This is a genomic window from Paenibacillus sp. JCM 18996 (assembly GCF_055392555.1).
This window is the reverse complement of sequence record NZ_AP043884.1, coordinates 2061131-2075112: the sequence shown is the minus strand read 5'-3', so window position 1 is coordinate 2075112 and position 13982 is coordinate 2061131. Positions and strand designations below refer to the sequence as shown.

Below are 13982 nucleotides of genomic sequence, written 5' to 3'. Positions count from 1 at the left end.
AATAAATTTCCAAAAAATAATACACCAAAAACAAAAATAGCCTCATTACTATTTGTATTGAAAGCGGATACAATTTGATTGTACTCGTTCGAGAGTATAAAAAAGAGGAGGTTGCGAAATGAAACAAAGCAGAGAACCATGGCAAGGAATGAAACCGCTAAGTGCGCTCTTGATCGTCAGTCTTGTTTTCAGCTTAGTGCTTGCTGCCTGCAGCGGCACGGATAACAAGAAAACCGACACGAAGGGCGCCGGTAAAGAGGCTGTCACCATTGACTTCTGGTTCCCGTGGGCGGGAGATTACCAGAAGGATTTCAAAAAGAATGTGGTTGATGTATTCGAGAAGAATAATCCTAACATCAAAGTGAAAATGACGTTTGTCGAAACGACCGGTTCCACCCAGGCATCAGATAAACTGCTGACGGCCATCGCCGGGGGCAATCCTCCCGATGTTGCATTGTTTGACCGCTTCCTGATCGGGTCGTGGGCCGCCAAAGGATCGCTGACAGATTTGACAGATTATATGAAAACAAGCGGCATCAGCGCTACGGATTATTATCCGGGGCTGTGGAAAGAGGCCGTTTATAAAAATAAAGTGTATTGCCTCCCTTGGGGTACGGATACCCGCGCGCTCTACTATAACAAAACCTTGATGAAAGAGGCGGGCCTTGATCCGAACACTCCTCCGAAAACAATTCAGGAATTGGATCAAATGGCCGAGAAAATTTACAAAAAAGGCGATAACGGAAAATACTCTCAAGTCGGCTATATACCGTGGATGAACCAGGGATTCTTCTACACGCAAGCCTGGAACTGGGGCGGCAAGTGGGAAGACGGCCAAGGCAAGATCACAGCCAACGACCCGCAGAACGTAAAAGCGCTGGACTATATGGCTAACTACGCCAAGAAATACGACATTTCCAACTTGACGAGCTTCTCCGACGCTATGGGCCAAACCGGAATGAATCCGTTCTGGACCGGAAAAGTCGGATTCGTCCTCGACGGAAACTGGATTATGAACGATCTTAACAAATATAAGCCAAAATTCGAATGGGGCGTGGCTCCGATGCCTCCCGCCGAAGGGTACAAGCCTGTGACCTGGGCAGGCGGTTGGTCCTACATTATGCCCAAGGGCGTCAAACATCCGAAAGAAGCATGGGAATTCATTAAATTTGTAGCGCATAAAGAAGGTACGCTGCTGTGGGCCAAACGCCCGACTGCAGGAAACGATCTTACGGCCATGCCTGCAGTGAACGAGGAATTGAAATTGGCTGACAACCCTAACCTGAAATTGTTTGTTGACGGATTGCCCACAGTTTTTACAAGACCGGTGTCCCCGGTAGGCTCCTTCCTGTGGAACGAAACCATGCGCGTGCAGGATCTTGCGATTCACGGCAAAGGACAAGCACAGCAGCTCCTTGATGAGGTACAGAAGAATGTAGACGCGGAATTGGCTAAAGCTGGCCAGCAGTAAGCGCGGGAAAAGGGTAGCGGATAAATCTACCCTTTCTTTTATACATCTTTGATAGTATTCTAAAAGGAGGTCATGACATTGCCTGATATTGGTTCTGCAGTAAAAACAAACCTAAAATCAGCCGCCCAATTGAAACGCAAAGGGAACCGATTCGAAAGAAAACTGGCCGTTATGGGCGTTATCTTTGCTTCCCCCTGGATATTGGGATTTATATTGTTTCACGCCTATCCGCTCATCATGTCCGTTTATTACAGCTTCACTTCGTACAGCATCCTGGAAGCGGGCGAATGGGTCGGATTGGAAAATTACCGCATCCTGGCACATGACGACATCTTTTGGAAAAGTATATACAATACGCTGTTTTTTACTATATTCTTCGTTCCCGTCAGCATAATCTTTGGAGTAGGGCTTTCCATGATATTAAACGCGAAAATCCGCGGCCAGGGGTTTTACCGGACGGTGTTTTTCATGCCCAGCCTCGTTCCGCCGATTGCGACGACGATTATTTGGTTGTGGCTGCTAAACCCGCAGTTCGGTTTAGTCAATTATTGGCTCGACCAGATCGGCATTTCCGGACCTCCGTGGATCGGTAGCGAGCATTGGTCGAAGCCTTCCCTCATATTAATGAGTTTATGGGGGGTTGGGCAGTCCATTGTCATATATCTCGCCGGACTGCAGGACATTCCGCAGGATTACTACGATGCGGCGGACGTGGACGGGGCAGGGATGTGGCAGCGTATCAGGCATATTACATTGCCTCTGCTTACTCCGGTCATCTTTTTCAATTTGATTATGGGCACGATCGGCGCCCTGCAGAACTTTGTGCTGCCTTTTGTGCTCACTAACGGCCAGGGGACGCCGGCCAACTCCATGATGTTCTATGTGATGTATCTCTATTTAAACGCTTTCAGCTATTTGAAAATGGGGCTTGCCTCCGCCATGGCATGGATCCTGTTCCTGATTGTGGGCCTGCTCACGGCGGTCATTTTCATTACGCAGAAGCGCTGGGTCCATTACCAGGGAAGGGAATAAGGGGGTCATCGGATGAGAAGTCAAAGCTCAGTTGTACGCGCAAAAGCAGTTGCGGCCCATACCTTTCTGGTTTTGGTCGGACTCTTTTTTCTGTCGCCGTTCCTGTGGATGGTCTCCACTTCCTTGAAATCGAATGACGAACTGTTTTTGTGGCCGCCCAAATGGATCCCTAGCACCTTAGTGTGGTCCAATTATCCGGATGCGGTTAACTATATCCCTTTCTTTACTTATTTGGGGAACACACTGACGATATGCGGGCTGGCCACTCTGGGTGTGCTGTTCTCCTGCCCGCTCGTAGCTTACAGCATGGCGAGAATTCCCTGGAAAGGCGCCAAGCAGCTGTTTGCGATCACGCTGGTCGTGATGATGATCCCCTACCAGGTTACGATGATCCCGATTTTTATCGTTTTCAAGCATTTCGGTTGGGTGGGTTCCAATATTCCACTTTGGCTGCCCGCATTTTTCGGCGCTCCGTTCTTTATCTTCCTGCTCCGCCAGTTTTTCATGGGGCTGCCTAAGGAGCTTGAGGACGCGGCTAGAATGGACGGGGCCTCCGAATTGCGCATTTACTGGCAGATTATTCTTCCTTTATGCAAGCCTGCGCTGCTGACCATCGCTTTATTCCAATTTATGGGGAGCTGGAACGATTATCAGGGACCTCTCATCTATTTGTCGGATGAGGCGCAGTACACCTTGATGCTCGGAATGCAGGCGTTCAAATCCCAGCACGGCGCCGAATGGCAGATGATGATGGCTGCACAGGTTTTGGTCACTCTGCCGATTATCATACTCTATTTTCTGGTTCAAAAGGCGTTCATCAGAGGCATTACGTTTTCAGGAATAAAATAATGGGAGGCAAGGACATGGGAAAAATTCGTTTGGGTATGATCGGTACCGGAGGCATCGCACATTTGCATGCACGCCAGCTGCAGGAACTGGAAGAAGTGGAGTTCGCGGCTATCGCGGATACCAGTGCCGCAAACAGGGATAAATTCGTTTTCAAGTTTGGGCTCCAAAGCGTCAAGCAGTTTGACGGATATTTGGAGATGCTGAATCAGGTGGAACTGGATGCAGTTGTTATTTGCTCTCCCCATACGCTGCATTTCCAGCAGGCGACCGATGTATTGAACCATGGCTGCCACGTATTGATTGAGAAGCCGATGACCTGTTCGTCCGCGGAGTCGGAGCTATTGATTGAAACCGCGAACAGAGCGGGCAAAATACTGCAGGTTTCCTATCAGCGCCATTTCCAGCCGGAGTTTCTGTATATTCGGTCGGCCATTGCCGATGGGACGATAGGCAAGCTCACATCCGTCACAGCGTCGCTGTACCAGGAATGGAAGCAGGGTACGACCGGGCTGTGGCGGCAGGTACCCGAGTTATCGGGCGGCGGCATGCTGATGGATTCGGGCAGCCATATCATGGATGTGCTGCTCTGGACGACGGATTTGACCCCGGCCGATGTGAAGGTGCAGCTGCATCAGCACGGGGCCCCGGTGGAGATCGATTCGTTCACATCCCTCCGCTTTGAGGAAGGCCCGGTCGCTGGAGTCAACATAGTGGGCTTCGCACCATGCTGGCATGAAACGTATGTCTTCTGCGGCGAGGACGGCGGCATCTTCTATGATAACGGTAACATCACAATTCGGCGTCTCGGACAGGAACCGGTGGTGCCGGATCTGCCGAAGCAAACGACGAACCAGGACAAGAGCTTCGTGGATGCCATCCTGGGACGGCATGAAGTGATGGTGCCCGGCAGCTTTGCTCTCAAAGTGGTGAAATTGACCGAAATGATCTATCAAGTGGCAGGCTATAATCCGTACTCCGCTTTCTCCGAGCAGCTTGTAGAGGAGGCTCAATAAGAACATGGGTTTCAAAATAGGCATGCGCATCCCGCCCAAAATGGGCGGGGAAGGGCTGGAGCGGTTGGCTTCCTGGAGTGCACAAGCAGGGCTTGACGTACTCGATGTACAGAGGCTCACGCCGGAAGTGAAGCAAATTTGTGACGCAGCGGGTATGGGTATCGGTTCCGTCGATTCGGTCGAGATGGGCGGTCTGTTAAGCCGTGACGACTCTCGCCGGATGAACGCTGTTGAAGCGGTAAAGAAACAGATGACCGAGATGTCCGGCTTGGGCGCCCGGGTTATGTTCATGTGCCTCGTGCCGGAGGACCGCAACACACCACGCGAGGAAAGCTTCGCGATTTGGAAGGATACGTTCCCGGACCTCGTCCGCCATGCGGAACGCGAAGGCGTGTATATCGCCATAGAGGGCTGGCCCGGACCCGCTCCCCAATATCCGACGATTGGCTGCACTCCGGAGATGTGGCGCGCGATGTTCGAGGCGATTCCTTCGAAGCATTTCGGGCTGAATTATGACCCGTCCCATCTTGTTCGTCTGGGAATCGATTATTTGCGGGCGCTGACGGAGTTCGGCGAGAGAGTGAACCACTGCCACGGCAAAGATACCGAAATCCTGCATGACGAATTGTATGAGTGCGGTATTCTGCCTGCAACCTTCGGCGCCAAGTACGGATTTTCGGAAGGCTCATGGAGATATACGATTCCAGGGCACGGCGAGGTGGAATGGAGCAAGGTAGCGGTTCGCCTCGACCGTCTGGGGTACCGGGGGGCCGTCAGCATTGAGCTGGAGGACCACCGGTTCTGGGGCACTTTGGAGAAGGAACGAGAAGGGATTGTCAAGGCTGCCCAACATTTGGCTTTATATTTTAAATAAAATACGTCAGGGATGAGGGGGATTCGGATATCCTCCTGATCCCGTTTCTATTGGATTAAACGCGAAGGACGGTTAAAAATGAAAAGGTTTCCAATCGCTTTGCAGCCGTATACGATTCATGACTGGGAGTTCAAGAAAATCGGCGGCGAATACATTTTTGATATTTTGCTGCGTGAAACCGATGCCGAGTATGTAAAGCTGGAACTGGATACGTACTGGGTGAAACGCGGTGGGGAAGATCCGGCGGAATACCTCGAAAAGCTGCATAACCGCTGTCCGCTGCTTCATATCAAGGATATGGAGGAAGGGGACGAACAATTTTTTGCGGAAATCGGGGAAGGCATTCTCGATTTTACGGAGATCGTGCAAATGGCGGAGAAAGTCGGCACCGAATGGCTTGTCGTGGAACAGGATGAGAGCCGCAGAGACCCGTTCGAAAGCTTGGCGATCAGCTACCGCAATTTGAACAGAATGGATATTATCGAGCGGTAAAAAGGGGGAGACACGCAATGGGCAACCAACTCCGTGTAGGCTTGATCGGCTATGGCTTTGCCGGCAGGACCTTCCATGCGCCGGTCATTACGGCTGTTCCCGATTTGAACCTGGCAAAAGTAGTCCAGCGCAGCGGCACGTCGTCCAAGGAGAGGTATCCATGGGTCGATGTGGTGGACAATGTCCAGGATTTATACCGAGACGGCAGTATCGACCTGATCGTAGTTACCACTCCCAGCACCGACCATTACCAATTCGTGAAGGACGCCCTTCAGGCGGGGAAGCATGTCATTGTCGAAAAGCCGTTCACGGTAACAACCGCCGAAGCGGACGAGCTGATCGATCTGGCACGGGAAAGGGGAAAAGTGCTGAGCGTGTTCCACAACCGCCGTTGGGACGGAGATTTCCTCACAGTCCGGGAAATAGTCCGCCGGGGGATGCTGGGCCGGATCAATGAAGCCGAATTTTGCTGGGATTCTTATCACCCGAAAGTAGGGTCGAATTGGCGGGACAGCGGCGCGTCGGGTTCGGGTGTGTTTTATGATCTTGGCGTGCATTTTCTCGACCAGGCGCTTTCATTGTTCGGCACGCCGGCAACGATCAACGCCGATATCGGCAGCACGCGCCGGAACGCTGCGGCAGACGATTACTTCAGTGTGGTGTTGGGCTATGAAGAGGGGTTAAGGCTGCGCCTGAAGTCTTCCTTGCTGGTGCGCGAGCGCGGTCCGCGTTATACGCTGCACGGGACGGAAGGCTCATTTATCAAATATGGAATCGATCCGCAGGAGCAAGCGCTCATCAACGGAGAAACGCCGTCAAAGCCGAACTGGGGGACTGAGCCGGAGAGCCGGTGGGGAACACTGAACACCTCCATAGCGGGCCTCCATTATGTGGGCCGTATCCGTACGTTGCCAGGCTCATACACCTCCTACTTTCAAAATGTTTACGACGCCGTCACAGGCCGCGACGAGCTTGCCGTCAAACCGGAGCAGGCCCGCATGGCCATCCGGTTGATCGAGCTGGGGCTGCAGAGCAGCAGCGAAAAAAGAACCTTTGAAGTGACGCCCTAGGCGTGATCTTCAAGAAAGAAAGGAGCAGCAGAGATGTTTCCGTTTAAAACGGCGCTTAATGCGTCGACCTTGTTTCCTTTTAGCCTGGATGTCCGTGAGCAGGTGCGCATTGCGGCTGAAGCCGGATATGAGGGGATTGAGCTGTGGGTCAAAGATGTGGACGCTTACCTCGCCGGCGGAGGCACCGTCAATCAATTGAAAAGGTACATCTCGGACACGGGCATAGCGGTTGTGAATGCGATTGCTTTTTTTAAGTGGTCGGATGAGGACGATGCGATAAGGGAGCGGGCATACGTGCAGGCCGAGAAGGAAATGGCCATGCTTGCGGAGCTCGGCTGCGCCGCGGTGGCGGCGCCTCCTTTTGGCGATGTGGAACAGGTTTCCCTGGACAGGATGGCTGAAAATTTTGCCAGGCTCTCGCAATTGGCAAGCAGCATCGGGATCAAGCCGTATCTGGAATTTTGGGGCAGGGCCAGGAAACTGTCCCGCTTAAGCGAGGCGATGTATGTAGCGATGGAAAGCGGTGTGCCGGATGCGCAAATTTTGCTGGACCCGTTTCATATGTACACGGGCGGCAGCAGCGTGGACAGCCTCAGCTATGTGAACGGGAAACGGATCGGCATCGTCCATGTAAACGATTATCCCGCCGAGCCGGCAAGACAAGCGATTGAGGACCGGCACCGCGTTTTTCCGGGAGAAGGCAGCGCGCCATCGCGGCGGTTTGCCAGTTCGCTGTACGAGATCGGTTATAGAGGATATTTATCGCTGGAACTGTTTATCGAAAGCTATGGGGGGCAAAGCGCTCTCGAGGTGGCCAGGTCGGGATTGGAATCAGTCAAGAACACTTACAGTGCAGGCGACTGAAAGAAACTTCATTACATAAACGGGGTGAAACAAAACTATGGGAAACAGGCTTAGCGAAAAGGTTGTCGTCGTGACAGGGGGAACAAAGGGAATCGGAAAAGGCATCGCTTACATGTGCGCCGCAGAGGGTTCGCGCGTTGTCATCAACGGCAGGAATGAGCAGGACGGCACAAGGGTTGTGCGGGATATCCAGGAAAAATATGGTGCTGAAGCGTTGTTCGTAAAAGGCGATATCAGCCGAGAACAGGCCTGCAAGGAGCTGTTCGATGAAGCGGTGGGCCGTTTCGGCAGAGTTGACGGCCTGGTCAATAATGCGGGCATTTTCCCCCGGGGTACGATGGTGGATACATCGGAGGAGCTGTTCGATTCGATTTTTGCGGTCAATATGAAGGGCGCTTTCTTTTGCTCCAAGTATGCGATTCAATCGATGTTAAAAACAGGCGGAGGCTCCATCGTCCACATCGGTTCCACGAACGGCTACAAAGGCGCCAAAGAGCTTGCGGCCTACTCCTGCTCGAAGGGTGCGATGCTTACATTAAACCGCCACATTGCGGCCCACTACGCCGGGGAACACATCCGCTCCAACTGGGTTACGGTCGGCTGGGTGGCCTCCGAAGGCGAGATTGAGCTGCACCAAAACATGGGCCTCAGCCCGGATGAACTGAATAAAATGGCCGAATCCCGAATCCCTGGCGGACGCATGCAAACTCCGGAAGACATGGCATACGGCACCGTCTTTTTATTATCCGACGAAGCCAGCCAAGTGACGGGCACCGAGCTGCACATAAACGGGGGCCTCGGCTTGTAATTTGCGTGCACAGCTGTGCATCCCGCCCCGGTCATGAAAAGCGTATGCTGCCTATGACGCGGCTCGGCGCTTTCACTCTATCGTATAGGAGGATTTACATGGCTCTCATTCAATGTCATTTTTTTTCCGAGGTGCTTGGCTTAAGCACTTCCATGACCGTCATCCTGCCGCAGCAAACGAAGAAGCAGATCGGCATGGAAAATGTGGCTTCATCCGGCAAACGCCATCCGACGCTCTATCTTTTGCACGGGTTGTCGGACGATGACACGATATGGCTCAGACGCACGTCGATCGAACGTTACGCAGCTCCGCTTGGGCTGGCGGTAGTCATGCCGCAGGTGCATCGAAGCTTCTACACCGATATGGCTTATGGCAGCCAGTACTGGACATTTATCAGCGAAGAGCTGCCTGAAATCGCGCAATCGTTTTTCCCGTTGTCGGATGCGAAAGAAGACAACTTTGTTGCCGGCTTGTCCATGGGCGGTTACGGGGCTTTCAAATGGGCGTTGCGCCAGCCTGAGCGCTTTGCAGCGGCAGCCAGTTTATCAGGGGCGCTCAATATGGCGCAGAGAAGCAACACCATGCAGGATTACCGTCTGATCTTCGGCGATGAAGGGATGGAAGGGACAGAGGACGACTTAATGTGGCTGCTGGGGCAAAGGGACACGGAGAGCGATTCGAAGCCCAAGCTTTATCAATGCTGCGGCACGGAAGATTTTTTATATGAGGAAAATGTGGTTTTCCGCGACGCCTGCAAGGGGACAAGCTTTGAGCTCACTTATGACGAAGGACCGGGAGCCCACGATTGGGCTTATTGGGACAGCAAAATCCAGGATGTACTCGCATGGCTGCCGCTAAACAAGTAGTCCGTCATTCTACTTTCTCTTCTAAAGGAGATGCATAGGTGCATGGTCGATTTTAGGCTGGATGGAAAAGTTGCTGTAATTACAGGCGGCTGTCAGGGATTGGGATTGGAATTTGCCCGCTCGCTGGCCAAAGCGGGGGCAAGTGTGGCCGTGACAAGCCGCGATGCACAGAAAGCGAAAGAAAGCGCGGATGCGATCCGTGGCGAAACAGGGCGGGACGCTTTAGCTATCGCCGTGGATGTGACGGACTCCGTTCAAATTGGGCGTATGGTAGAGGAAGTGGTCGGAACCTTCGGCCGTTTGGATATTTTGGTCAACAACGCCGGGGTCAATATCCGTAAACCGATTCTGGAGTATGACGAGCTGAGCTGGGACCTTGTCCAGAACACGAACCTGAAAGCTCCGTTTTTGTGCGCGAAAGCGGTGGCCCCGCAGATGATCAAACAGAAATTCGGGAGAATCATCAATATCGCCTCCATGCTGGGTACGGTAGCGCTTGCCGAAAGGTCCGCTTATTGTTCGAGCAAAGGCGGTTTAATTCAATTGACCAAGGTTATGGCCCTGGAATGGGCTGAACACAACATTACCGTTAACGCGGTCTGTCCGGGACCTTTTGCTACAGAATTGAACCAGGTGGTTATCAATAATCCGGAAGCCAACCAGTTTTTCCTGAGTCATTTGCCTGTTAAGCGATGGGGCCAACCGGAAGAATTGACGGGACTGATCATTTATCTCGCCTCCGATTTATCCAGCTTCATGACCGGATCGTCACTCGTAATCGACGGCGGATGGACCGCCGAATAAGGAACGGAACAAGGAGGCACCCGATCAATGAAATATGGACTAACTGCCTACGGGACAGTCTATTATATGGGGATCCACCCGGAAACGAATCGGGACCGCATCACGGCGGTGGAGCTCATGAATATGGCCGAATCATACGGTCTTCAAGGTATTGAGGTCCCTTATGACATTCTGAAGAGCGGCGATCCGGATGAGGCAGCCGAATGCGCGAGAAAGAAAGGGATGTTTATCAATATTGCTGCTGCGGGCTTCGACCCGGCGGGGCTGAAGGAAGCGATGCAGCTTGCGCAGCGGGTCGGAGCGCTGACGGTAAGAACGGTTGTCGGCGGGGCTAAGCTTGGAGGCGACCGGCGCCATATGGCGGGTTCGTGGAAACCGTTCCTGGAAACGATTACAAGGTCGCTGCAGGAGGTTGTGGATTCGGCGGAGCCGGACGGCCCCAATCTTGCGGTCGAAAATCATCAGGACCTGGCCTCGGAAGAACTGCTTTGGCTGTGCGAAAGCATCGGTTCCGGGAAGTTCGGGATTACGCTCGACACGGGAAACCCTTTGGCGACGGCTGAAGAGCCGGTGGACTTCTTTCGCCGGGTTGCACCTTTTGTGAAAAACGTTCATTTGAAAGATTATGCGATCTATTGGTCGGAGGAAGGTTATCGGCTGGTTCGCAAACCGCTCGGTCAAGGAGTCATCGACTTTCCTGAATTGCTGCGCATTTTTAATGAAGTCAATCCGCAAGTAACCATGTCCGTGGAACACGGCGCTTTGGAAGCCAGACACGTGCGGGTGCTGGAGGAAGATTATTGGACGGAGTATCCTGAACGCTCCGCTCGGCAGTTGACCCGTTTGCTACGCTTCGTGGAGAATCACGCAAGAAACAGGGGCGACTGGCGCACGCCTTTCGAGAAAGGCGCATCGCCTGACGAAATCGCCGGTTACGAAATCGAGGAATTGAACATCGGTATGGCCTATTTATCGTCCTTGCTCAAGCGGTATGCGTAAACATGGAGCTTTTAATTATCCAATGGGGTGATGCGGGTGGAAGCGATGGATTTGACAGGGAAAAATGCACTGGTAACCGGTTCCAGCCGGGGCCTTGGAAAGCAATATGCTTTGGATCTGGCGCGTGCGGGAGCGAGTGTGATCATTCACGATGTGAATGAAGAGGCGGCGGTGCAATTTAACGAAGCGGCTTCAGGCAGCGACGTTGCGAAAGAGATTGCCGGGCTCGGCGTTAAGGCTGAATTTATCGCCGGCGATTTGTCCGACCCCGATCATGTGAAAGCATTAATCGAACAATCGATCCAGGCGTTGGGTTCGATCGATATTTTAGTTAACAACGCCGGAGGCGACATCGGCCGCAGAACGCCTCGCCCTGAGCCTAATGATGCCCTGGATATTTCCGTGGACGATATTCGTTCCGTCGTGGAACGCAATTTGCTGTCGACAATGTACGCGTGTAAATTTGCCGGGATACATATGCGTGAGCGGCGCTTCGGGAAGATCGTGAATGTAGGCTCGATCGCCGGACATCTGCCCGTGCGGGAGGGTGTAATTTATGCTGCGGCAAAAATGGGGATTTCGCAATATACGCGAAGTTTAGCTGAGCAGCTGCGGCCATATGACGTGAACGTAAACTGCATATCTCCGGCGCCGACTTATACCGCGCGTTTCCTCGCAACGAGGACCGTCGCAAGCGAGGAAGGAAGATCGCGACTGCAGAGAATCGCCCAGCCAGAGGATATGTCGAACATCGTTTTGTTCCTCTGCGGGCCGCAGTCCGATGCGTTATCCGGCGAGACGATCGTCTGCTGGAAATAACCTTGGCGAGGTGAAAAATGAGCGAAGCGATGACTTTTATCATGGGGCAGGAGGACACGGAAAGCTTTAGGCTCCAAACTCATGCGCCCGGCCCGGAGGGAACCCTTCCGCTGACAAGCGACATGCTTCTGAATTGGCCAAGCGGCGATTTATTCGGACTCAGCCAAAATGTAGGGATGGGTTGGAAGCCGGATCGTCTGAACGGGAAGCAGATCCTGATTCTAAGCACGCAAGGGGGACTGCGGGCCGACGACGGCACGCCGATCGCCCTCGGCTATCATACCGGCCATTGGGAAGTCGGCCTGCTGATGAAAGAGGCGGCGCTGGAAATTGGCGAACTGGGAGGAGTTCCTTTCGCGGGATACATAAGCGATCCCTGTGCCGGGCGTTCCCAAGGAACGACCGGCATGTTCGATTCCCTGCCTTACCGCAATGACGCGGCCATCGTATATCGGCGCTTGATCCGCTCGCTGCCGACCCGCAGCGGGGTGATCGGAATCGGCACCTGCGACAAGGGACTTCCCGCAACCATGATCGCGCTTGCATCGATGCACGATCTGCCCTGCATCATTGTGCCCGGCGGGGTTACGTTGCCGCCGACGCAGGGCGAGGATGCGGCCAAGATCCAAACGATAGGCGCCCGCTTTGCCCAGGGACAAATTTCGCTGCAGGAAGCGGCGGATATGGGCTGCCGTGTTTGCGCGACTCCGGGCGGGGGGTGCCAATTCCTGGGAACGGCGGCGACGGCCCAGGTAGTGGCGGAGGCCCTTGGCATGGCCCTGCCGCATTCCGCCCTCGCGCCATCCGGGCAGCCGTTGTGGAAAAATATAGCCAGGCAATCCGCAAGGGCCATCTATCGGATGCAGCAGGGCGGCTTGCGTATGGGCGATATTTTGACCGACGCCGCAATCGCGAACGCCATGGTCGTTCATGCGGCTTTCGGCGGATCCACCAATTTGCTGCTGCATATCCCTGCGGTTGCGCATGCTGCGAAATGCCGCATTCCTGATGTTGGCGATTGGAACCGGATCAATAAAAATGTGCCTCGCCTGGTCAGCGTTCTGCCGAACGGACCGGAATATCATCCGACTGTTCGAGTTTTCCTGGCCGGAGGCGTTCCGGAAGTGATGCTGCATCTGCGGAAACTCGGATTGCTGGACGAGAAAGTGAAGACGGTTGCAGGCGAAAGCCTTTCGGCAGTGCTCGACTGGTGGGAGTCTTCCGAGCGGAGATATTTGATCCGAAAGCATTTGAAGGAGACGGACGGCATCGACCCGGGTGATGTCGTCATGAGCCCCGTACAAGCCAAGACGCGGGGTTTGACGTCTACGGTTACTTTCCCGACAGGGAACCTAGCGCCGGAGGGCTCTGTCATCAAATCGACGTCCATTGATCCCGAGCTGGTCGGGAACGATGGCATCTATCGCCACACTGGCCGGGCTAAAGTGTTCACAACGGAAAAAGCGGCGGTCAAGGCGATAAAAGAGGGAAAAATCGTGAGAGGCGACATCCTTATTTTAATGGGCAGGGGGCCTTCTGGGACGGGGATGGAAGAAACCTACCAGCTGACCTCCGCGTTAAAGCATCTCCCTTTCGGCAAATATGTCACGTTGATCACGGACGCGCGTTTTTCCGGCGTATCGACAGGCGCATGCATCGGGCATGCAGGTCCGGAAGCATTAGCCGGCGGCCCTATCGGAAAGCTTCGCAACGGGGACTTGGTCGAAGTGACGATCGATGTGAACCGTTTGGAAGGAAGCGTGAACTTCATAGGGCAGGAGGAAGAGCGGTTCAGTCCGGAAGCCGGGGCGGAAATCCTCGCTTTGCGCGCTCCTCATCCTGAGCTTCAACCGGATCCGCAATTGCCGGACGATACGAGGCTGTGGGCGGCTCTGCAGGCCGCAAGCGGAGGGACGTGGCGCGGAAGTGTCTACGACGTGGATCGGATCATCGAGGTACTGAATGCGGGTCACACTTATTTGCAACTGGATAGAGAAAGCGGAAAGTAAAATAAGGAAGGT

Annotated in this window: 14 protein-coding genes; all 14 read left to right on the top strand. The window is 53.7% G+C overall.

The window, feature by feature from the left end:
* Positions 1 to 118: 118 nt before the first annotated feature.
* The 14 genes from ACZ5N7_RS10325 (at position 119) to ACZ5N7_RS10260 (ending at position 13970) form a co-directional block, all read left to right on the top strand.
* Positions 119 to 1471, top strand: a complete 1353-nt coding sequence (locus ACZ5N7_RS10325) for an ABC transporter substrate-binding protein (protein ID WP_464654095.1) — start codon at positions 119 to 121, stop codon at positions 1469 to 1471.
* Positions 1472 to 1549: 78 nt separating this feature from the next.
* A complete protein-coding gene (locus tag ACZ5N7_RS10320) occupies positions 1550 to 2503 on the top strand; it encodes a carbohydrate ABC transporter permease (RefSeq protein ID WP_464654094.1) in 954 nt (317 codons plus the stop codon).
* 12 nt (positions 2504 to 2515) lie between these two features.
* Positions 2516 to 3352 carry a carbohydrate ABC transporter permease gene (locus tag ACZ5N7_RS10315; protein ID WP_464654093.1) on the top strand — a complete coding sequence of 279 codons (837 nt, stop codon included), beginning with the start codon at positions 2516 to 2518 and terminating at the stop codon, positions 3350 to 3352.
* Between the two features lie 14 nt (positions 3353 to 3366).
* On the top strand, positions 3367 to 4365 hold the full coding sequence (locus tag ACZ5N7_RS10310) for a Gfo/Idh/MocA family protein (RefSeq protein ID WP_464654092.1): 999 nt from the start codon (positions 3367 to 3369) through the stop codon (positions 4363 to 4365).
* 4 nt (positions 4366 to 4369) lie between these two features.
* Positions 4370 to 5239 carry a sugar phosphate isomerase/epimerase family protein gene (locus ACZ5N7_RS10305; protein ID WP_464654091.1) on the top strand — a complete coding sequence of 290 codons (870 nt, stop codon included), beginning with the start codon at positions 4370 to 4372 and terminating at the stop codon, positions 5237 to 5239.
* Positions 5240 to 5317: 78 nt separating this feature from the next.
* Positions 5318 to 5731 carry a sugar phosphate isomerase/epimerase family protein gene (locus ACZ5N7_RS10300; protein WP_464654090.1) on the top strand — a complete coding sequence of 138 codons (414 nt, stop codon included), beginning with the start codon at positions 5318 to 5320 and terminating at the stop codon, positions 5729 to 5731.
* 17 nt (positions 5732 to 5748) lie between these two features.
* Positions 5749 to 6801, top strand: coding sequence for an oxidoreductase (locus tag ACZ5N7_RS10295; protein ID WP_464654089.1), 1053 nt, complete (start codon positions 5749 to 5751; stop codon positions 6799 to 6801).
* Between the two features lie 33 nt (positions 6802 to 6834).
* Positions 6835 to 7665: a sugar phosphate isomerase/epimerase family protein gene (locus tag ACZ5N7_RS10290; protein WP_464654088.1), complete on the top strand. Its 831-nt coding sequence runs from the start codon at positions 6835 to 6837 to the stop codon at positions 7663 to 7665.
* A gap of 37 nt (positions 7666 to 7702) precedes the next feature.
* Positions 7703 to 8473 carry an SDR family NAD(P)-dependent oxidoreductase gene (locus ACZ5N7_RS10285; RefSeq protein ID WP_464654087.1) on the top strand — a complete coding sequence of 257 codons (771 nt, stop codon included), beginning with the start codon at positions 7703 to 7705 and terminating at the stop codon, positions 8471 to 8473.
* A gap of 98 nt (positions 8474 to 8571) precedes the next feature.
* The gene (locus ACZ5N7_RS10280) at positions 8572 to 9339 is read left to right on the top strand and encodes an alpha/beta hydrolase (RefSeq protein WP_464654086.1); all 768 of its coding nucleotides are present in this window, start codon (positions 8572 to 8574) and stop codon (positions 9337 to 9339) included.
* A gap of 42 nt (positions 9340 to 9381) precedes the next feature.
* Positions 9382 to 10143 (top strand): SDR family NAD(P)-dependent oxidoreductase, encoded by a 762-nt coding sequence (locus ACZ5N7_RS10275; RefSeq protein WP_464654085.1) that lies wholly within the window; start codon positions 9382 to 9384, stop codon positions 10141 to 10143.
* A gap of 27 nt (positions 10144 to 10170) precedes the next feature.
* Positions 10171 to 11142, top strand: coding sequence for a sugar phosphate isomerase/epimerase family protein (locus tag ACZ5N7_RS10270; RefSeq protein WP_464654084.1), 972 nt, complete (start codon positions 10171 to 10173; stop codon positions 11140 to 11142).
* A 45-nt stretch (positions 11143 to 11187) separates the two neighbouring features.
* A complete protein-coding gene (locus ACZ5N7_RS10265) occupies positions 11188 to 11961 on the top strand; it encodes an SDR family NAD(P)-dependent oxidoreductase (RefSeq protein WP_464659226.1) in 774 nt (257 codons plus the stop codon).
* A 17-nt stretch (positions 11962 to 11978) separates the two neighbouring features.
* Positions 11979 to 13970, top strand: a complete 1992-nt coding sequence (locus tag ACZ5N7_RS10260; RefSeq protein ID WP_464654083.1) for a YjhG/YagF family D-xylonate dehydratase — start codon at positions 11979 to 11981, stop codon at positions 13968 to 13970.
* Positions 13971 to 13982 lie beyond the last annotated feature (12 nt).